The organism is Candidatus Hydrogenedens sp. (assembly GCA_035361075.1).
GTDB lineage: Bacteria > Hydrogenedentota > Hydrogenedentia > Hydrogenedentales > Hydrogenedentaceae > Hydrogenedens.
This window is the reverse complement of record DAOSBX010000039.1, coordinates 1-22,160: the sequence shown is the minus strand read 5'-3', so window position 1 is coordinate 22,160 and position 22,160 is coordinate 1. Positions and strand designations below refer to the sequence as shown.

19 protein-coding genes are annotated in these 22,160 nt (G+C 38.0%); 12 read left to right on the top strand and 7 right to left on the bottom strand.

The window, feature by feature from the left end; all coding sequences use genetic code 11:
• The first annotated feature begins 24 nt into the window (after positions 1-24).
• Both PLJ10_11200 and PLJ10_11195 read left to right on the top strand, forming a co-directional pair.
• Positions 25-1,011, top strand: coding sequence for a hypothetical protein (locus tag PLJ10_11200; protein ID HOK10213.1), 987 nt, complete (start codon positions 25-27; stop codon positions 1,009-1,011).
• 30 nt (positions 1,012-1,041) lie between these two features.
• Positions 1,042-1,893: a prolipoprotein diacylglyceryl transferase gene (locus PLJ10_11195; protein HOK10212.1), complete on the top strand. Its 852-nt coding sequence runs from the start codon at positions 1,042-1,044 to the stop codon at positions 1,891-1,893.
• On the opposite strand, the gene PLJ10_11190 is transcribed toward PLJ10_11195, so the two are convergent.
• Positions 1,848-2,009 (bottom strand): hypothetical protein, encoded by a 162-nt coding sequence (locus tag PLJ10_11190; protein ID HOK10211.1) that lies wholly within the window; start codon positions 2,007-2,009, stop codon positions 1,848-1,850. The genes PLJ10_11195 and PLJ10_11190 overlap by 46 nt on opposite strands.
• A gap of 117 nt (positions 2,010-2,126) precedes the next feature.
• Here PLJ10_11190 and PLJ10_11185 point away from each other — a divergent pair, with 117 nt between their 5' ends.
• The 7 genes from PLJ10_11185 to PLJ10_11155 all read left to right on the top strand — a co-directional run bounded on the left by PLJ10_11185 (position 2,127) and on the right by PLJ10_11155 (position 10,530).
• Positions 2,127-5,915 (top strand): hypothetical protein, encoded by a 3,789-nt coding sequence (locus PLJ10_11185; protein ID HOK10210.1) that lies wholly within the window; start codon positions 2,127-2,129, stop codon positions 5,913-5,915.
• 48 nt (positions 5,916-5,963) lie between these two features.
• The gene (locus PLJ10_11180; GenBank protein ID HOK10209.1) at positions 5,964-6,932 is read left to right on the top strand and encodes an RluA family pseudouridine synthase; all 969 of its coding nucleotides are present in this window, start codon (positions 5,964-5,966) and stop codon (positions 6,930-6,932) included.
• Positions 6,933-7,026: 94 nt separating this feature from the next.
• Positions 7,027-7,506 (top strand): N-acetyltransferase, encoded by a 480-nt coding sequence (locus PLJ10_11175; GenBank protein ID HOK10208.1) that lies wholly within the window; start codon positions 7,027-7,029, stop codon positions 7,504-7,506.
• A gap of 28 nt (positions 7,507-7,534) precedes the next feature.
• Positions 7,535-8,350: a pyrroline-5-carboxylate reductase gene (gene proC, locus PLJ10_11170; protein ID HOK10207.1), complete on the top strand. Its 816-nt coding sequence runs from the start codon at positions 7,535-7,537 to the stop codon at positions 8,348-8,350.
• A gap of 66 nt (positions 8,351-8,416) precedes the next feature.
• A complete protein-coding gene (locus PLJ10_11165; GenBank protein ID HOK10206.1) occupies positions 8,417-9,037 on the top strand; it encodes a DivIVA domain-containing protein in 621 nt (206 codons plus the stop codon).
• Complete coding sequence (locus PLJ10_11160; protein ID HOK10205.1) at positions 9,018-9,884, top strand: outer membrane lipoprotein carrier protein LolA; 867 nt, start codon at positions 9,018-9,020, stop codon at positions 9,882-9,884. Before PLJ10_11165 ends, PLJ10_11160 begins: the two co-directional genes overlap by 20 nt.
• Before the next feature lie 25 nt (positions 9,885-9,909).
• Complete coding sequence (locus tag PLJ10_11155; protein HOK10204.1) at positions 9,910-10,530, top strand: Maf family protein; 621 nt, start codon at positions 9,910-9,912, stop codon at positions 10,528-10,530.
• 14 nt (positions 10,531-10,544) lie between these two features.
• On the opposite strand, the gene PLJ10_11150 is transcribed toward PLJ10_11155, so the two are convergent.
• The 3 genes from PLJ10_11150 to PLJ10_11140 all read right to left on the bottom strand — a co-directional run bounded on the left by PLJ10_11150 (position 10,545) and on the right by PLJ10_11140 (position 15,779).
• Positions 10,545-12,452, bottom strand: a complete 1,908-nt coding sequence (locus PLJ10_11150) for a DUF4914 family protein (protein ID HOK10203.1) — start codon at positions 12,450-12,452, stop codon at positions 10,545-10,547.
• Between the two features lie 101 nt (positions 12,453-12,553).
• Complete coding sequence (locus tag PLJ10_11145) at positions 12,554-15,028, bottom strand: hypothetical protein (protein ID HOK10202.1); 2,475 nt, start codon at positions 15,026-15,028, stop codon at positions 12,554-12,556.
• A 10-nt stretch (positions 15,029-15,038) separates the two neighbouring features.
• Positions 15,039-15,779, bottom strand: coding sequence for a class I SAM-dependent methyltransferase (locus PLJ10_11140; GenBank protein HOK10201.1), 741 nt, complete (start codon positions 15,777-15,779; stop codon positions 15,039-15,041).
• Between the two features lie 154 nt (positions 15,780-15,933).
• Between PLJ10_11140 and PLJ10_11135 the strand changes: the two genes are divergently transcribed.
• Positions 15,934-16,758, top strand: coding sequence for a hypothetical protein (locus PLJ10_11135; protein HOK10200.1), 825 nt, complete (start codon positions 15,934-15,936; stop codon positions 16,756-16,758).
• Position 16,759: 1 nt separating this feature from the next.
• On the opposite strand, the gene ruvC is transcribed toward PLJ10_11135, so the two are convergent.
• Together ruvC and PLJ10_11125 are read right to left on the bottom strand one after the other, a co-directional pair.
• Complete coding sequence (ruvC, locus tag PLJ10_11130) at positions 16,760-17,248, bottom strand: crossover junction endodeoxyribonuclease RuvC (protein ID HOK10199.1); 489 nt, start codon at positions 17,246-17,248, stop codon at positions 16,760-16,762.
• A gap of 8 nt (positions 17,249-17,256) precedes the next feature.
• Complete coding sequence (locus PLJ10_11125; protein ID HOK10198.1) at positions 17,257-18,006, bottom strand: YebC/PmpR family DNA-binding transcriptional regulator; 750 nt, start codon at positions 18,004-18,006, stop codon at positions 17,257-17,259.
• A gap of 312 nt (positions 18,007-18,318) precedes the next feature.
• Here PLJ10_11125 and PLJ10_11120 point away from each other — a divergent pair, with 312 nt between their 5' ends.
• Positions 18,319-20,223, top strand: a complete 1,905-nt coding sequence (locus PLJ10_11120) for a DUF1080 domain-containing protein (protein ID HOK10197.1) — start codon at positions 18,319-18,321, stop codon at positions 20,221-20,223.
• A 29-nt stretch (positions 20,224-20,252) separates the two neighbouring features.
• On the top strand, positions 20,253-21,101 hold the full coding sequence (locus tag PLJ10_11115; GenBank protein ID HOK10196.1) for a PIG-L family deacetylase: 849 nt from the start codon (positions 20,253-20,255) through the stop codon (positions 21,099-21,101).
• Between the two features lie 13 nt (positions 21,102-21,114).
• On the opposite strand, the gene PLJ10_11110 is transcribed toward PLJ10_11115, so the two are convergent.
• Entirely contained in the window at positions 21,115-21,747 is a 633-nt protein-coding gene (locus tag PLJ10_11110; GenBank protein ID HOK10195.1) for an HAD hydrolase-like protein, read from the bottom strand.
• Positions 21,748-22,160: the final 413 nt, after the last annotated feature.

The window sequence follows — 22,160 nt, the reverse complement described above, 5'->3', positions numbered from 1 at the left end:
TTGTCTAATAACAAAATGATTATTATGAATGAAAGAAAAAAATATAAATATATAACCATATTCAAAATAGTTACTTTTTTATTATTGGTAGGATTTAATTCCTTCTCGGCTACTATTAAAATTCCAGGTGTATATGCAAACCTTAATGACTGCATATCAATAGATGTTGAGATAATAACATCTGATGAAGAAATCACAACCGCAGTCATTGCTTTTACATTTGATCCTCAAAAAATTCAAATTGGATGTAATACCGAGAATATCGTTACTTCTTTAAGCGAACCCATTATCTATGATTATTCAAATATATCGCCTAATGAAACTAAAAATACTGAGCCTCCTATAAACATAACAGATGAACTTAAAAACAATAATATTAAATATCGCATCGCTATATACCCCGAAGGCTTATTTGTTATTGCTCTTTGGGGAAGTACACAAAAAATTCCGTCAGGAACCATTTTTTCCGTTCCATGCAAAATACTAAGCCCCGCCAAACCAGGTGAGACATTGCTTCTCATACTACCTACACAACAAACACCCATTACATTAGAACGTGTATTTCCCGACAATCATGTAGAACAACAACTTTTTTACTGCTCACTCTCAAATATAGAAGCCTTGCCTATAGAGGTAACAACTATCCCAGGTGCAATTTGTGTAGTACCCTTAAATGAAGGAACCCTAAAAATAGAGGGTGAAAATATTCAGGAAGGGGCAAACCAGGAAGGAACACATGAATGCACTCCAGAAGGGCAATATCCAGAAGGAAACACCAACGATGGAGCAATAGAAGGAGATGGAGAAGGAACAAATACTGAAGGGAGTATCATTGAGGGACGTAAGGAAGAAGGCTCGAAAGAAGGTGATAACTCCCATACCGTCAAAGTGCTTTGTGGTTGTCAAAAAAGTGAAACCAACAAAAACATAAAAACCAAACTGTCTCTATACCCATTAAACATAAATTTTGGTATAATGCTCACACTTCTTGTTTTACTAAGAAAAATATAAAAAATCCCAAATCTATTAGGAAAGGGAAAGATGCGTCCTGTTTTAATAAGTATAGGTATATTTGAACTGCACTCCTATGTAGTGTGTCTTGCCCTCGGTTTGCTGGTCGGAGTTTCCTTAGCATTAAAAGAAAACAGTCGTTTACCACAACCCTACCCAGCAACAGGCAAAGTTGGCATTTGGGGACTAATTGGAGGCTTAATAGGGGCAAAAACATACTATGTTGTCCAATACGAAGGACTATCTCATTGGTATGAAATGCTCATCTTCTGGACTGGAGGATATGTCTTTTTTGGTGCTTTTATTGGTGGCACTATTGGTGTGTGGTTATATTTGAAAAAAAACAAAATTCCCTTTTTGCCCTCTGCCGATATCTCCGTGCCATTTCTTTGTTTAGGACATGCTATTGGCAGATTAGGTTGTTTCCTCAACGGCTGTTGTTTTGGCGATTTATGTAATACCCCATGGGGTATTATATATCCCGCTGATAGTGGAATACTGGATCATCATAAATTTTTACGACTACTCCCTAATGGTGCCCAAGTACCCATCCCGATACACGCAACCCCAATATATGAGGTAATAGGCTTAATTATGATATTTTTCCTTTTACGTATGATTTACAAAAATAAGAGTTACAACGGTCAGGTATTATTATGGTATTTCTGCCTTTATGGAGCGTGGAGATTCTTTGATGAAAACTTCCGTGGTGACAGTTCCCATGAAATTTTCGGAATGACAGCCTCCCAAACTATTGCATTAACCGTATGTATCCTTAGTGGATTGATTATCTTCTTTCTTTATCTTCTTATATCCCGAAAAAAAGAGAACCCCTGTCAAACCCTCTTACCCCAAGAAGAATCTCCTATCTCTACAGAATAACCCAACAACCTCTGTCCACCCCGTCCGACGTGTCCGACTTGTCCGATGTGTCCCCCTCGTCCGATGTGTCCGACTCGTCCGATGTGTCCCCCTCGTCCGACAAACAAAAATCCCACATTCCAACCCCACTCTTTTGTATAATGTTTTAAAAATTTATTGAACCAAAATAAAACAATATTACATTTAATTAATATAATCATGTACCATATATAAACTAAATTAGGAATAATGCTATGCCTGTAAAGAATATTTCTTCTTTTGGAATCTTAATCAACATCGTCCTTTTCTCTTATCTACTCTTAACCGCCTCAATTCCAACTATACCCAATTCTGGAGCAGAAATAGAACCACATCACTTATCACCTCTTATCAACAAAGAACTTTCACTAAATAACGTAACAATAAGTTCTCCATTGGATAATAGAAAGGTTAAGTCCACAAACAATAACTATGACCCAACTCAATTAGAAATCAATATTCCTTTAACAGCAGAGTATCCAGAACCGACAACAGACACAATTACCTTCGTTGCATGTAATGAAAGCAGTATATGCTTCAACAACGAATTATGGATAGGCGATGTATTTTCAGACACAACATCTATTCCTGGACAAAGTAGTATAAATATATCCCCTTTTATTACTGGCTCAAATTCCACACAAAATGTATCTATCTACGGGCTCATCAATGCAGAAATTAACCCCTCAGAACCGATAACCTCCTTCTCTTATGAGGATACAACTTCACTTGACAAACCTATTAATATTACCCTCGCCGAATTGCCATCAGATATTGATAATGATTTGAACGGTATACCTGATAACCTACAAACATCAATATTATCAGGCGAATTTTGGGTAGCTAACCAATTTATAAATAATGCAATACGAACCGTAAATATTATGAATTTAAACATCCCTGGAGACTCAGTTCTTATCATTCCTACAAACTCTGTTGAGATAGAAGTGCCAACGTTGGAAAAATTAAAATCGGAAAATAACATTGACCCAGGTACCAATTACGCATACGCTATCATTACAGTATCGAATGAAATTTCCGCATTAATCGATACTGTTACCGACAATTCAAAAACAAACTCAGTATCTTCATGGGTAGAAACCGCAATAAACAATGCCCCAGGAAATTTAAATCCACAAAATGTGTTTTTAGGAATAACCTTAATCGCTATCGACGAAAACCAACAAATCCAACTAATTCGCCTTAACCCACAACAAACAGGGGTTAAAATCAAATTAAAAAATATCCAAAAACCAGTAGTAGGTAAATCCGAAGTATTTTCTTACCCCGTATCAATCACAGAAACCTATTTAACTAACGACCCAGACCGAGAACTTATTTGGACAAATGTTAATTCCGTTTCTTCCGATAACGAAATCACTTTTCAAATTCAAGAGAGTTCCATTATCGCCTTGTTCGATGTTGGAATAACAATCAACGAGATTTCTCCAAACATTATCCCCAAAGGTATATCTATAGATTTAATTCTTAAAGGAATTATTCCCGTATCAACTGCTTTAAATGTAGAACAAGCCACAGAATTATACGAAGTCAAAATAGGTGGACAATCTGCATTATTTAGAGAAGGCTCACCTGATTATAAAGGGATTGCCATTACAGCCTACAAAAATTCAAAAAACAATCAGATGTTTATTAAATCCCCATCTATTAATGAAACTGGCATTGTGGATTTAGAAATCATCCAAAAGAATGTAAACAATCTATCTTTTGTCTTCCCCAATGCAATTACAGTAGCCAACACCTATAAAGTAACCGCAACAATTGAACGTGGACCTAACGCCCTCTCTGAAAACGCCGAACTGAAAATTACACCAAGTAAAAGTCCAACTCTCCCTGAAGATGGTACGTTCTTTGAAGGGGAAACCATCTCTATCTCATTAAACAATGTCGATGAGCAAGACCAATTCGAAGGGTGGTATTCATCCGATGGTACCTTATTATCACGCCTACCAGAATTTATAACTCGTGTAAATTCAAACTTAAACATCAAAGCTCGTATCGTCAAGAGGCAATATTCACTTACAATTACTATCGACCCGCCAGAAACAGGAATTGTAACCCTCAACCCCGAGGGAGGCATTTATGCTCCAGAAACAGAGGTCGAGGTGAAAGCCCAGCCTGAACAAGGTTTTAAGTTCAAACACTGGCTCTTACCCAATGGTAACACCTCTGAAGAAAACCCTCTGACCATAACTATCAATCAAGATTATCAAATTAAAGCCGTGTTCGAAGTCGGGCCACCGATATTTTTCGGAATTGCAAAACTCGATGGAGACCATTTTGAGAAGGATAGTGATGGCAAAGAACGGCTGGTAGTATGGGCAATCGGTGGTGTAGTTCGACGTATCGAAGGCTTAAACTTAGATTTAGAAACAACATTACAGTTAGTAGATGCTAAAACAGGCAAGGATATTGGCAGTCCCTTCAACGGAATTCATTCAGCCGATGATAAAAAATATCTGGACTTTATTGTCCCACCATACCCATTATATTCCGACTCAATGCCAGAATATGTGGACGTTGACCTAAAAACCAACGACTCAATAATCCCTGCTTTTCGATATTACCATTATTCCACTGATGAATTTGGAATACATACAACCGCTTTCATTTCCGACTTTAGCAAATCAGAAAAAACCACTGTTTTTCTCGACAATGGAAAACAAGGGACATTTGAACTCCCAGCATTAAGTACTCAACCGACGCCTGTATATGGCATTTTCCGTGCTATTAAACTCTCAAACAACCCAACTCTGAGTGCAATGGCAAATATCATTGGCAATACATCCATTCATGGTGGTATGTTTGGTAACCCCATAGAAAATGCCTACGAAATAACTTATTACCTTTATCAACCTGAAACATTCACATCACCACCCGAGCCTGGTACCGCCACTTATTCCCCTCCCAAAGATGGCTCAGGACGTCTATTATTCCACAATCCCGTATTCCCATATAACCTCGATGGAACAGAGAAACAAGACATCCCTGTCATTAAGATTACCCTCCCTTCCGATGGTTTGGATTATAGCTACTTCAAAAGCGGAATCACCGTTTTTAGCCAGTCGTCCACCTATGATTACATCAAAAATCGGGTAACACCTGGAACCAAAACTGCATACCAATCACAAATCTTATCTACCGACATCGACCCTATAATGACCGAGAATAGTTTCGGCAATACAAACAAAGTGACAATGCGTGTCTATTCCCTCAACGGGTTCGGACTTCGCTACCAATCATTATTACCATTTGAAGTATCTGCACTGGCTCGGCTCTCTACTAAAAATGGTGTTACCACATCAAAAACAGTCGGAAAATCTGAAATACAAGTAGTTTCGCCTAAAGGAGGCTTGGCATATATAGACCACATTGAATTAAGAAACGATGAAAAACAAATATCTGTAACAACAAAGCCCGAAAGTGACCCGGGAGAAACGGAAGGACTACTTAAATTCAAAACCCCTGCAATAAAAAAATCTGCTATCGTAGATGTCTTAATCTACTTGAAGAGCCAACCCAATGTCCCCGCAATTGTCTTAGATAATGTAATTGAATATCAAAAAACACCTATCATTTTGGATTCATGGATACTCATACCCTTAGGTTTGATAATCTCTGTCTACGGCATCATAGGTATAGGTGATGATGAAAGTCCTTGTTTCATCGCTACAGCCGCTTACGGCACACCTATGGCAGAAGAAATAAATGTATTACGTGCATTCCGTGACCAATATATGCTAACCAACGCTTTCGGTTCCGCCTTCGTGGATGTATACTACAACATCAGTCCACCTATTGCCCATTGGATTGCGACACATCCTTTCTTTGCATGGCTAACACGATGTATCTTAACCCCCATTATCATTCTTAGCAAAATAGCCATTGTTTATCCCAAAACATTGTTGTCAATTATTATTTTTATTACCCTATATCTGCTTCTACGTTCAATAGCCAAAAATAAAAAAGTTAAATACGAATAATATTTCTATTTATATGTCTGTTCGGTATAAAGGGATATTTCTCCTAAAATGGAAACAACACAATCATTCATTGTTCCAGAAATAACACAACCACTCCGTTTAGACCTATTTCTCTACGACCAGATGGAAGGAATATCACGCTCACAAATCCAAAACCTTATTAAAAATGGAAAAACCACAGTAAACCAAAAAACAATTACAAAACCTGCGTATCTAATCAATTCAGGAGACCATGTTACAATCTCACAACCTGAAGAAGAAACCAGCGAATTGATTCCTGAAAATATTCCACTCGATATACTATACGAAGATAAACACATCATTGTTATTAATAAGCCTGCTGGTATGGTCGTGCATCCCGCAACAGGACACACTCACGGAACGTTAGTAAATGCCATATTACATCATTGCAAAGATTTTATTATCTCAGGTGACCCATTACGGCCAGGAATTGTGCATCGTTTAGACATGAACACATCAGGTGTACTCGTTATTGCAAAGAATCCAGAAGCTTATTTTCATCTTCGCCAGCAGGTCGAAAATCGAGAATTCTCTCGCAAATATATTGCGTTAGTAAAAGGAATACCAAAATCAAAAAAAGGAACTATTGATGCAAGCATTGGCAGAAGCCTTGCTGACCCTAAACGGATGTCTGTAACTGGCGTATCTGCCCGAGATGCAATTACACATTTCCAACTCCTAAAAGATTACTCAGTACTAAGTCTGCTTGAACTCAAACTCAATACAGGCAGAACACACCAAATACGGGTTCATCTTCGGTTCATAGGTCATCCCGTTATTGGAGACCCTGTATACGGATTCACCGATTACGCCTCTCTAAAGTTAAGTCCGTCTATTGTAAATGCTTTACAAAAATTACCAGGTCAAGCCTTGCATGCTCAAACATTAGGTTTTACGCATCCTATAACTCATACATTTCTCGAATGTTCAGCACCACTACCTGATTACTTCCAAAACATATTAGACGAATTAAATAAACACTACGTAAAAATGTAAAAACCACATTCGACACCTTTTAAATTTTTCTAACGTTCTTAACAAAGAGTATACTACTTCCAAAAAAACAAAAAATAGGCTGACAAAAAAATCTATGTATAAAGTCCGAAAACCCAAACTATCAGAAGTTCCACAATTAAAAGCCCTTATTGACAACGCCTATAACAAAGGCTTTGTTTTGCCACGAACACTTGAAGAACTCTACGAAAATGTTCGTGATTTCTACGTCTTTGCTGATGAAAAAGGCGTCGCAGGCTGTGCCGCATTACATATCGACACCGAAACTCTTGCAGAAGTACGAACATTAATTGTCCGTGAAGATTTACAAAATCAAGGAATAGGAACAAAATTACTAAATGCAGTTTTAGAAGAGGCAAAAGACTTAAACATACCAATGGTATATGTCTTAACTCGCAATCCCGAATTTTTCAAAAAAAGAGGATTTAAAGAAACAACATTGGATACTCTGCCATACAAAATCAGAAAGGATTGTGCCCGCTGTCCAAAACATAACGAATCCTGTGACGAAATCCCAATGGTCTTAACCCTTAAAACGAATACAAACTATAAATAACCCCTAAAAAAATAAAGGTTACAAGACTATGTTACAAAACAACCCAAATCTCGCAGTGTTAGGCTTCGGCAATATGGGACAGGCAATTATCAAAGGATTACTACGGAAACAAATATTAACGCCAGAACAAATCTTTATATACGACCCTGATATAGAAAAACAACAAACCGCAAAAGAATTAAATATCCAAATTGTTCAAGAAATAACCACTTTAATGGAAAAAACAAAATATCTACTTATTGCAGTTAAACCTCAAATAATTCAATCCGCATTAGAACCCATTAAATCTCAAATACAAAATGATGTACGTATTATCTCTATCGCCGCAGGAATCTCTATTAATTTTTACAAAACAATATTAAACCAGCCTAATCTCCGAATTATACGAACCATGCCTAATACACCAGCCCTGGTTGGTGAAGGAATTACTGCAATAAGCCTTAGTCCTGAATGTAATGAAAACGACAAAACGTTAGCACAAAAAATATTTGAATCCATTGGGAAAATAGTTTTCGTACCAGAAGAACAAATAAACATTATCACCGCAGTTAGTGGGAGTGGTCCTGCATATTTCTATTACCTTTGCGAGGCAATTATCGATGCAGGCAAATCATTAGGCTTATCTGAAGAAACAACCCTATCTTTGGTAGAACAAACCTTTTATGGCTCCGCAGTACTTCTTATGAAAGAAAAAGAATTACCACAACAACTCCGAGCACGAGTTACCTCAAAAGGTGGAACAACAGAATCTGCTGTCAACATATTTGAAACTGAAAACTTTAAATCTATTGTAAATAAAGCCATTTATTCCGCATATAAACGGGCACAGGAATTAGGAAAATAACAAAAACAAGAAAAATAAATACTTCTAATGATACAATTCTTACTATAAATCTTTTAAGGATACTATATGAGACGCGACCGTGTTATTTCCGAAGTGTTAGGAGCAGAATCAATAATTACACCGAGCGAAATTTACGCTCAACGATTTCCACGAAAAATGATTGGCGGTTATTCCACAGAAGCCGTTGACAATTTTTTACATCGAATCGCCGACACTATCGAAATGCTAATCGACCGCATTCAAGAATTAAAAGAGAAAGTGGATGAACAAACCAAACTCATCGAATTTTACCGACAGGAAGAATCTGTTTTACGTAGTGCATTAAATACTGCTCAAAAATTAAATGAAGACATCCTGGAATCAGCCCAAAGACAAGCAGAATCTATTATCTCAGAAGCACAAACCCGTGCTCAGCAAATACCCTTGAGGTTAGAACAAGAAATTCAGCACCTCATTCATTTACGAGACCGTTTCCATCAAGAAGTAAAAACCTTGTTACTGTCTTTTCAATCCATCTTATCAGAATACGAATCTACCCAAATCAAAGGATTTTCTCAGGAAAATCGTGATAACATGCTCACTGAAATTAGGAAATCTTTGGATAATGCTTTATCCACTGATTTCAATATCGACTCCTTATCCCTCAACGATGAGAAAGAAAAACATGATGAAGAAAACAACGGATAAACCTTATAAACACATATTTTATCTTCTTTCCCTTATCACCATTCAGACCTGGATGTACGCTCAATATTCAGTAGAGAACAAAGACATTGACAACTTTTTCCAAAAATACACTGAATCCAGAGATAAAATCCAAATCCTTGTCGCTGACTTTATTCAGAAAAGTATCTATCCCGATGAATCCTACATCACCAAAGGAACCTTGGTTTTTATTAAGCCTCGCCGTATAGTCTTTCATACAGATGAACCTGAAAAATATACGTTGGTTGAAAACACAAAAATCTATGAATATGAACCCGAAATCAAACAAATGACCATCTACGACTTGAAAGACCAAGTGGAAACAGAACTGTTTTTCTTTGCATTTGCCCAGAATTTAGATGAACTCCGTAAAAAATACCATGTTACCCCCATTCAACTATCCGAAGAACGTGGAAAACATGGCATCTCCATCCGCCCTTATATAGATAAAGAGCAAGAAACACAATTTGAGGAAATTATCCTTTATCTCCGAGATGAAGATTATCTACCATATCGCCTACGCATTATAAATGAAGATAATATTCAAACTATCATCGATTTTGAAAAAATAGAAATAAATGGAAAAATCAGACGTGAAGACACCCAAATTTTTGTACCTCAGGGAACCAATATCATTGAAAATGACAAACAAAAAGAAATAGTCCCCGAAGATGGAAAGCGAATCCCCGAGCCTGCCTCAGTAGACCCAAAATATATCGACAATTCTATCAATCCCATTTTATCTACAGGAGATAAAAACAAGGAAACAAAAAAACCATCCAATTTAGTCGATATTGAAGTAAAAGATTTAGAACCCCCAAACAAATAAAAAACTCTCAAATATGGAGACATTTATGGAAGATTGCGGACTTCCACTTGTATTAGCGTCAGCATCACCACGACGGAAAGCACTTCTCGCCTCGATGGGTATTGAATTTGAAGTCATAATCAGCAACGTTAAAGAAGTAGACATAGGAGCGACACCTACAACATTAGTCGAAGAAAACGCTACTAACAAATGTAATGAAGTTATCTCACGGTTATCATATCCTGCGGTTGTTATTTCAGCAGATACATTAGTCTTCTGTGACGGGGAAGTTCTGAGCAAACCTTGCAACCTCGACGAAGCACGAAGTATGCTTCAACGACTCTCCGGCAATACACATCAAGTAATTACTGGAATCGCAGTTGCAAACACTGCAGATGGACGAAAAGCATGTGGAAGTGAAACTACCGATGTAACATTCCGAACATTAACAGAAGAGGAAATAAATACCTTTATCCGTGTCGTAAACCCTATTGACCGTGCAGGTGCCTATACTGTAGATGGTCCTGGAAGTCTTTTAGTATCTCGATATGATGGTTGTTACTACAACGTATTAGGATTGCCTATTGTTCGCCTGGATAAATTACTCCGCAAAGTAGGTGTCTTCCTGTTTAAACGCATCCGTGATGACCACGCCATATTCTTATAAAGAACAATACACTTTTATTCCTGAGAGGAATCAATGTAAGGTGTAGGTAGCAATGCCATATAATCACCCAGAAAACCACGGTCCATAAAACATTCAATAATCGTTTTCCCAAGAGGATGTAATTCCGACGTCATAAACTTTTTTAGTTCCCTTTGGAAAAAGGTATATAAAATCTCAGCACCTTCATCATAAGCCTCTTCCCCAACTTCAGGTTGTAAATAAGTTTGGAAAAGAGAAACAGGTAAAATTTCACCTTCAATTCGAACTGATTTTAAGGTATGCCCCAACAACACACACCGCGAACTTATTAGCTGACTTGTCTTAAATTTGGCTATTCCACGTCGGGCTAAATATTCACGTGCCAACCATTGTGGCATAAAACTTACCTTCCACGCACCTACATGCTGATTAGGACAAAGAATGTGATACACTCGTGGGCTTGCTAATATCTGGTCTAACAAAAGATTCGCATGTTGAACATACCTTCCTGTAGCAAAGGGCCAATAAGAACCTACCCCCTCAGAACTCATTCCCTCTGTATTAATAATAGACGGGTTCTCATGTCCCCTCGGCGCAACTAAACGCCATAACCATCCTAAAGCAGAAGGCAAGAGATGGAACATCCCAATTATGCCATAGGTCGGTTTTTCTTTTGTGCATGGCGGTGTTCGTACCCCAAAACTTCGAATATCAACAGAAACAGGCTTACTTGCTACATTTGGCATAATATGACGTGGCACAATAACACGTGGATTAGGACAAGGGACCCCCGGCTCATCCTCAATGTGCTCCCATATCATTGCCCGTGAATTAGGCACCGCATTAATATTGAGAAACAACAAAGGCTCTGGAGGTTGAGCAGTTAACGCCTCAAAGGTAATATCCATACCATATTTGCCTATATGATTTACCCGAATAAACCAACCTTTCTCCGCATCTGTAATAGTAATTTTTCCATCCCCTTTTTGAAATGAAGGATGGCACAACGCCATATCATCACTTACAGGTCTTAATGAACACGCTCTCGGCAACTCCAGAAACAATTGCTCCTCTGTCACTATATTTGTCCCCACAAGGATTCGCCCATCATCCTCACGATGTATCGACTCCAACATTTCACTCTTACCACCACCACTGGCTCCCTCGTGCATAATCGTCACCACATTGTCATAAGGTGTTATTACCTGAACTGTCGAACTATGCGTCGTTATCCAACCTTCCCTCTCCCCTAAATGAAGCAAATAACCATAAACCCCCTTCTTTGCACTCGGTCCAGGATACAAATTATAAGAAAATATTTCATATATATCTTTACCCCGACGATGAACTACAACCTGCTTACCGTTAAAATGTGTATGACGAAATACAGGTGCTACATACATAATAAGCCTTGGGTCAAATTTCTTCGATAACACATCCCAAGACAAGATTCCCTGCAACAACGCTAAACCCAGTGCGAAAAATCCCGCATTCGACGGGGCAATAGCCAAAGCATGTTTGCCAAGGTAATCCCCACCAGCTACAAATCCAAATAAAATAAGTTCTTGCTGTTTCAACCAATCAAACGTCTCCTCCGCCATTTTATCAAACGAAAATCCAAAAACATCCTTAAAATACGGCTTGTCAGTAGGTTCATCATCACCAATAAACATACAATCAGGGTCACGTCGCCTCATATAAGGTTCTGTATAATTTACACTCACACCATTACGAACACGAGATACCGTCGCCTCACGATATAAACCTTTATTCGGGACATCATATTCCACATGAAACTGTGCATCAGGCGCCGATGAATTACATGCAATCTCTATCAGTTCATTAATACTTGTGGCAAAAGAAACTTTCTTCGCCTTACTCAGGATAGAGATAACATTATCTGTCAATTGAACATTTTTCCAATTTTTTTCTATTTTTCTCATATATCCTGTCCTTCAATTTGGTCACACCAAAAATTAAATGCTATATTTTAACAAACTCTAAGATACAGATTCATACTTTCCCAAAAATGCTTCTTATTAATTTATTGCTTTTTGGTAAAGTATTCAGCCCAATTTCGGATTATGTTATCTTCATCTTTTGGAACATCTATGGAATACACATCAAAAAGAAACCAACCCATACCTCCAGGACGGTCATCGAGATATATTACCGCCTCATATCCATTTTCATTAGATGGCTGATATAAAACAAAAGGATGTAATGGACGTGTATCTATCGGTACAGGAATCACAATTTGTTCTTTTTCTGGCAACGAAGCATAGAACTCCGCTCTTCCCACATACGGAGCATCCCAACGAAGATGCTCTATCCGATATCGATTCCCTTTTATATGTAACAAATCCTGACCATCTACAAGTATTTCAAAATGACCTATCTTTTTTGCGACTCCTTTATATTTTTCAAACATGTCACGATACAACCCTTGCTGTTGAGTAATAATCCTATCTAATTCTGGCTGAGAAGGCACTTCTCTTAAAATGGAACGTTCCAGTTCTATATCTGAAAGTGCCCGTTGACAATGTTCAATAAGAACATGAACTCCATCTAACTTATACGAAAACCCAGGCAATTTCTTAAAGTAATCACAACTATCAACAAGACCCTGATACGACATCAAAAGACTATTTCGTGTCTCCTCATTCGGTTTATCCAGATAATCAAAAAAATGAAACATGGTTTTAACATATTGCACATTGGTTTGTATCAAAGCATTAGTCATGTTCAACTGCAATTCTATTTTGTCCTTCCACATAGGCGGATTTATTTTATCCTTTATTTCCCGATATTTTGCTAACATGGATTCCGCAACATTTAACCCGTATTGCAACTGATTAAATGTGGCTTTTCTCCATGGGTCACACTTCATAAACACAGTCCTTAAAAAGCCGATGTGTCCTTTCCCTAAATCAATAAGTGGATACCCCTCAGCAGTAAAAATGCCAACACGCATATGAAGGAGTGAATTAAATTGCCCATAAGCAATGGGTTCAATAAACAATCCGTACTTATATGCCTCCGCCGAACTCATAAGTATCTCCGCCATCTCATTTGCTACCTCTGCCCCGACATACTTGGAACAATAATCCTTTGCCACTTCTTTAATTGACACATCTGGCTCCCAAAGAAGACGATACAACACATATATATAGGCTCCTCTTGTAGACCATTCATCACCAGAGCAACCTCCTAAATAAGAAAATCCAACAACATTACTATTCTCATGGGATAAGAAATATTGCAAACCCCGTTGAAAATATTCGCCAGAAAATGTTGGAAATAAATTCTCATTCCCCGCTTCATAATAATTCATTGTCTCAAAAATAACAATGGTTTTGTGTGGCGTTAGATTAAATGTCGGGTTATACTGCTGAAACCACCAACGGTCTCCACGTGTAATTTTTATCATTACAAATAGATTATCTTTAGGAATATCCTCCGTGAACACCTCTTTATATACTTCTGGTTGACAATGTATCTCTTGGTCTCGTAACCCCCAATTTTTATGAAAGTACGTCTTACCAAATTCTCCCACAACAACCTCATACACCTTTTTAACCAATGTGTGATACCGCTCCTCATAACTCAATGTACATTGCGAAACATCGTGAAGCACATCCAACGGCTTATAGTTATCCCAAAAACCTGAAATATCATCTAAACAAATCTCAATCCCATCTAAACTCGGAAGTGCCCTAAATAAAAGGCGATACTTATCCTGAAATGTATCCCAAAACTCAGGGTTACATGGATTTAATAGATTAGGATTATAATTAAAGAGTGATGGATGATATACCACCTCATTACTAAAAGCAAAATACCGCATCCCCAAATCATGAGCCAAATCAATCCACCTCTGCATGTTTTTACAATTTTCAAGGTTTACTTCATTTTCAGGTTCCGAATTCCATGGAATTAAGTCCAGCATATTCATTCCTGAAACCCAATTAAAACTATACCGTAGCGAATTCTTTAACTGTTCCTCATTACCACCACCTGATAAATGTCTACCCCATGCTGAAGCAATACGAACAGAAAAAGCAGGTGCTCTTATTTCATTCATTTCTGGAATACCTTGATAAACCTGTAATCGGTCAATTAACCAATAGATACCATACGCTTCACCGATAACTGTGCTCCCTGCAATAATAATCAAAGTATTCCCAGTGTCTGCCTTAATTGTCTGGATTCCAAATCCTTCCTTTGGAATCTCTTTTGTAATATGAATTTTGTTCCCTTCCACTAATGTTTTTGTATATTTGTTCCTATCCACATTCCCAATAATAAGTGTATTCTTATTCCTCAGTAATTGGTGGTCCGATACCCATTTAAATGTTAAATCATACCTTTCCCCTATCATCTTCAAATCACCTAATGCAAAGGTAATAGAAGGTTCCTTCCTTAATTCTGGTGATACAGAAACAAGCCATTCTTCTCCCCTTACTGAAAAAAATGTAATGAAAACAAAAATCATCAAAGTAAATATGAAATATCTCATAAAATCACTCCTATCCCTTAAAAAATAGAATTATCAAATCCCTACTCGTTTCAGGGTCAAATTCATTTTTCTGAAAATCACCAAAAACATTTTGGACAGACAATTCTACCTCATCCGCATACCGAATAAGCTCCTCCTTAACAATTTTTTGTAACACATTTGCCTCACTCACTGCTTCATGCATCTTTTCGGACGTAATAAAATAACTAATGGATAAGAATATGTGTCGTTCTGATGGCGTTAGCGTCTTCACCACCGTTACGTTTTTATCTCCTATACTTTTATTAACACAACGAGTATGTATTTGCCTCATTTCTGGATGTTCATAATTCAATATCTGAATCAAAAACATTCCCCCCGATACAAGCAATTTAGACACATGCTGAAATAATGCCCTTATCGTGTCCCGAGAAGAAAGCAGGCAAAGAGAATTGCCAAGGCATAAAATAACATCCCAACCCCCCGTAATTGGCAAATGTTCCAAATCTCCTAAAACAAAATAAATATTCTTCGGCAAATATTGTTTTCTCGCAAAGTTCAACATCTCTTCACTTATATCCACTGCAGTTACATTTGCTCCCTTATTTGCTAAAAACCGTGCATGCAATCCAGTCCCACAAGCAAGGTCTAAAACCTTAGGCAACGGAGCAAACCTCATTACTATTTCAGATAAAAATGGCTCTTCCCTTTTTAATCGACTTACTTCATCAAATAAAAGATAATAATAATCTGCAATCTTACCAAATCCCATAACAGTCCCTTTTTATAACATACCTACTTGCATCATAGCCTCAATCTATATAAAATATACGCTACTATATGATACACACAAAAGAAATAAAATAAAAATAAATAACGATACAAAAAATCATCATTAAATTCCCCTGAAACAACAAACAAAAAAAATGTATTATAATCAACAGTTGGAAACAACTATTTCAGCCAATAACATAATTCCCAAAGATTCTAATATCGGTATGCTCAGCAAAGACATTATTTTACATTGTAATGAAATTAACCGCTGTAACCAACGTGGCGGGAGAATGCTCTCAATGTTTGACTTATTAGAGCGAGAAACTATTACGTTGGACTTATCCGCATTTGCACTTTACCACATCAGCCATGGAGCATCTTTTATGGTGGGTGCCAATCCTGGAGGTGCAGGAAAAACAACCGTAATGGGTGCCTTATTAAACCTTGTACCTGCCAATGTTCAACTCCTTCCAGCAACGGAGCAAGAAATTACACATGGGTTAAAACAAAACCCTGATAGCAAAAAATGCTATATATGTCATGAAATAGGCTCTGGACATTGGTTTGCATACCTTTGGGGTAATAACTTAAAAAAGTATTTCCAACTTTTAGATTATGGAAATATTCTTGCCACAAATCTCCATGCAGATGATATTGACGAAGCACACTATCAAATTTGTATCGAGAATAGAATTCCAGAACAATATTTTTACAAGATAAATTTAATGTTTTACCTCCGCATATTAAAAGGCTATCAAAGACGAATCGAAAAGGTATATTTTTCAACAGGAGACCAAAAACATATTTTAATTTACGATGTAGGTAAAAATATCAACATGATTAGAACTTACATCTCAGATGAAACCCATTTTAACCAATGCCTCGACTTTTTCAAAAAGAATATAAATAAACTTCACACCATTGAGGAAACCCGTTCCGCAATCCTCTCCTTCTTCAACAGCACAAATAGGTATTAACTCAATGGAATGCCTCTGGAAGAGGCTGAACATGTAAGGCACATAAGGCAATAGCAAGGGCATCCCCAGCATCATCAGGTTTTGGTATCTCATCCAATAAAAGTAACCGTTGTATCATACACTGAACCTGATGTTTCTCCGCTCTACCATACCCAACCAATGCTATTTTTATTTCTGTAGGGCTAAATTCAGTAACAGAAACATGCTCATGTGCACAGGCAAGAAGCAAAACTCCCCGAGCTTGAGCCACGAAAATACCATTTGTAACGTTCTTCTCAAAGTAAATCCGTTCAACAGCCACAATATTCGGCTTGTAAGTCTTGATTAATTCTTGAGCACCCTCATAAATTATAGCAAGCCGTTCGGGAAGAGATTTTGTTGAACCAGTACGAATAACCCCATGTGCAACATGATAATATCTTGAACTTTTCTTTTCTACTAATCCATAACCTGTAGTTGCTAAGCCAGGGTCAAATCCAAGGGCTATCATTGGTTAAATTATTCCGACATCGCCTCTGCCATCGCCTCGTCTGTAATGTCAAGATTTGTATACACATCTTGAACATCATCCATATCTTCTAATGCTTCCATCAATTTAAGAACCGAAGCGGCAGATTTATTATCAACGGAAATCAAATTTTTCGGTTTCAAAGTAAGCTTCGCTTCACCAACCGCAATCCCCATCTTCTCAAAGTTTTGTAAAACAGTATGTAAGTCATTCGGAGCCGTATAAACTTCGTACATCTCGCCTTCCGTATCAACATCCTCTGCACCCGCTTCCAACGCCTTTTCCATAATATCATCTTCAGAAAGATTCTCTTTCTTTACTGTAATTAAACCCTTCGGGTCAAAGTTCCATAAAACTGCCCCTGCTTCTGCCATATTACCACCATGCTTAGTTACAATATGCCTCACATCCGCAACAGTCCGTCGTTTATTATCAGTCAAAACATCTACCACAATGGCAACTCCTGCTGGACCGTAACATTCATAACGCACCTCCTCATAGGTTTCTCCACCTTCTCCTGTCCCACGTTTTATTGCCCTCTCAATATTATCCTTAGGCATATTTGCATTTCGGCATGCGATTAACACCGTACGAAGTCGCGAATTCGATTCTGGATCAGAACCACCCATCTTTACTGCCACTGTAATTTCCTTTGCTAACTTCGAGAAAATCTTCCCACGCTTCGCATCGATTGCACTCTTCTTATGTTTAATCGTTGCCCATTTCGAATGTCCTGACATTGCTATTCTCCATTCCGATTCACAGTTATAGTTTCCTTTTATTTCATTTTACAGAAGATAGATTATATCAAATCAAAAAATATTATAGCAATAAGACCCCATATTAACAAACAAATCATAATTTTCCTATTTCAAAAAAATAATAAGCATTTTATAAACTGAGTTTCTATATAATTAAAAAATCTAAAATAGTATGCTCCTTCATTTCCCTAAAAAAATGTAGCTTGTCTTAGTTTTTATAATTAGATTAAAATCAATAGACAAATTCACCAGGTAATATACAAATCAATTTAACACATAAGGAGACCTTAGATGTTTACCATGAATCTAAAAAATCGCTTTTTCTTCCTAACAGTGCTAATTGCACTTGCATTGCTTACCTCCATTATCTATGCTCAAGAAGATTCAATAACCCCCATACCACGCCCCGATAAATGGTGGCAAGAACGATTCCAGAGCAATCAAGAACGTATTCAACAAGGGAATGTGGATGTCCTATTTATAGGCGATTCCATTACTCACGGGTGGGATAATGTCGGTAAAAACACATGGGATGAATACTACGCAGATAGAAATGTAGTGAATATGGGTTTTTCCGGTGACCAGACCCAGCATGTTCTATGGCGACTGGAAAACTTAAAATGGGGTAATGTTCAGCCGAAACTGTCCATGATTATGATTGGTACAAACAATTGCCATCGGCATACAGGCGAACAAATTGCCTTAGGAATTGAAAAGATTATTGATAAACTTCACACCCTTTTCCCCGATATGAAAATTCTTCTACTCGCAATTTTCCCACGGGCAGATGTACCACAGGATAAACTAAACAATATTGCTGATGCCAATAAGCGAATTGCAGAGATACCGAAAAGCAAACCCTTTGTGCATTTTTATGACATAGGTGCGGAATTTCTGGATGAAAACGGAAACCTTCCCAAAACTATCATGCCCGATTTACTCCATCCAAACGCAAAAGGATACGAAATCTGGGCAAGAGCCGTCGAACCTAAAATTGCAGAATTATTAGGAGAATATACCCCTGAAAACCCACCCGTAGGCTTTGTTCCTTTATTTAACGGCATAGATTTAACTGGCTGGAAAGGATTGGTAGCAGACCCAATAAAACGGGCACAAATGTCACCCGAAGAATTAGCATCCGCACAACAAAAAGCAGACGAAGAGATGCGAGCCCATTGGAAAGTTGTTGACGGCGTATTGGCTTATGATGGACAGGGAAACAGCCTTTGCACAGCCAGAGATTATGAAGACTATGAACTTCTGGTAGACTGGAAAATTGAAGCAAATGGCGATAGCGGTATCTATCTACGCGGAACACCTCAAGTGCAAATCTGGGATAATAAAGATGGTATCGGTTCTGGAGGACTATATAATAATGAGAAAAATCCAAGTAAACCACTCGTTTTTGCAGATAACCCCGTCGGTGAATGGAACCGCTTCTTTATTCGCATTATAGGCGACCGTGTAACAGTGTATTTAAACGACAAATTAGTAGTAAATAAAACCGTCATGGAGAATTATTGGGACCGCTCTCAGCCCTTGTTTACCAGCGGTTCTATCGAACTACAGCATCATCACTCCCCCTTATGGTTCCGCAATATTTTCATACGCGAAATCCCAAGAGGTGACGGATGGAAAAAACTTTTTAATGGTAAAGACCTGACAGGCTGGCAAGCATTTGGCGGGAATATAGACTGCTGGAAAGCAGAAAATGGAATGCTCGTAACCGAAGGCGGAGAAGGCTGTGGCTGGCTTGCTACTGCGGAAGAATATGCTGATTTTGAATTAGAATTGGAATTCCGTTTACCACCAGGTGGAAACAGTGGTGTTTTTATCCGTGCCCCGAAAGAAGGAAATCCCGCTTTCGAAGGAAGTGAAATTCAAATTCTCGATGATTATTCCGACCAATATAAAGACCTAAAACCATGGCAATATTGCGGTAGTGTCTATGCAACTGTAGCACCATCTCGCAGAGTATCACGCCCTGCTGGTGAATGGCAAAAATACCATATCTCCTGTGTCGGTTCAAAAGTAAAAGTCTTATTAAACGGTGTGCAGATTATTGATGCAGATTTGAACAACCATCTCGATAAAATAAAAGACCACCCAGGCTTAAAACGCACAAGCGGTTTCATCGGACTTCAGAATCATGGAACACGATTGGAATTCCGAAATTTGCGTATCCGCCCATTATAAAATAATCACACAAAGAAGGAGTATGGAGTATGAAACTATTTCAACCCCATTCAGAAATATTTATCCCCGACGGGACACCTCTGGAAACCGCACTATCTCGAACCACACATCTTGCAGTAGGTGCTCATCAAGATGATATTGAAATTATGGCATACGATGGAATTTTAGCTTGTTTTCAGAACCCCAATTTATGGTTTTCTGCCGTTACGGTCACAAACGGTAGTGGTTCACCCCGAACCGACTTATATGCAAACTACACCGACGACGAAATGATGGCTGTCCGACGCAAAGAGCAGAAAAAATCAGCCATTATCGGCGAGTATTCTGTTCAATTCCTATTAGACTATCCAAGCAGTGCTATCAAGGATAAAAATAATCACTCTATTATTGAAGACTTAAAACAAATACTATCCGCAACCAAACCAAAAATCATTTATACACATAACCTGGCAGACAAACACGATACTCATGTCGGAGTGGCTCTTCGACTTATCCAGGCACTACGCGAGATAAAGGGACAATATCAACCCGAAAAACTCTACGGGTGCGAAGTATGGCGAGATTTAGACTGGCTACCAGATGAAGACAAAGTCCCGTTTGATGTCTCACCTCACGAAAATCTACAGGCATCCCTCTTAGGTGTTTTCGACTCACAAATTGCAGGGGGAAAAAGATACGACCTCGCTACTATGGGCAGACGAAAAGCACACGCTACTTACTTTGCATCTCACGGAGTTGATACCGCCACTTCCCTTATATTCGGAATGGACCTAACACCACTGATTGAGGATACCTCCCTCAACCCATTCTCCTATGTCCAAAAATACATCCTTAAATTCGCTTCAGAAATCGAACAACGAATCAACAAATTTTTGTAGAAAAAATATCTACCTAAGTGCTTCTTTCTGACAACAACAAATGTTCTAACTCTTTCGGAGTATGAACAAGAAAATGTGGTCCTGCTTTAATTAACCGTTCCTGTTCATGCCAACCCCATGTAACAGCGATAGTTATAGCACCTGCTTCTTTGCCTTCATACACATCACCACTGGTATCACCTATATAATAAGCCTTCATTTTCGGATGTTGTTTCCATATCCTCTTTATCTTCCTAACCTTACTCGTTTCTACATCCGCACCCAACACACCACGCACACCTTCCAACCCTTCTCGCAAAATAAACCGTTGAACCGCCTCTGTCAGATTAGAACTAATAATATACACTGGATAAACAGAAGAAAGATTCGTAATAACTTCACATACCCCATCAAACGCCGATACACGCTCATTCGCAGAAGAGATACGTGGTTGAAACCGATGAAATAACTCCTTTAATTTCCATGGAGGAAATCCCGCTTTGATAACATTAAAAACAAGATTACCCTCAAACAAATCTAAAAATGCCTTCTTCGAATTCAATCGGTCAAAACCCATCTCAAAACATGCACTCGTAAACTCATTAAAAAACACTTCAAACGAATTTGCAATCACACCATCAAAATCAAACAACAACAACTTCTCCATAACCGTTAAAACCTATATTCCTAATTACAAATAATAATCGATAAAAACAAACTAAATAATTATACACATTTTATAGACACTCTTACCTATGGCACAAAGAGCATAACCACACCTCACAATTATAATTAGACAATCAGGATAGATAATAATACGGTCAGAATAATTCAAACAAGACAAATCAATAGATAAAACATATTGAACAAATACCTCATTTAAACCAACAGAATTCATAGATTGTGTAATAAAGAATGTAGTAGATAGGTCAGCAGAAATGCTAACATTACCTTGTTCTATACAACCTTTACAATAATATTATATGAACAAACGCATGGGTTTACCCCTACTCATTATACCAAAGTAGTGGGAGCATCCCTGCTCCCCTAAAAAACGATTTTTCTCCACTGCAAATGATG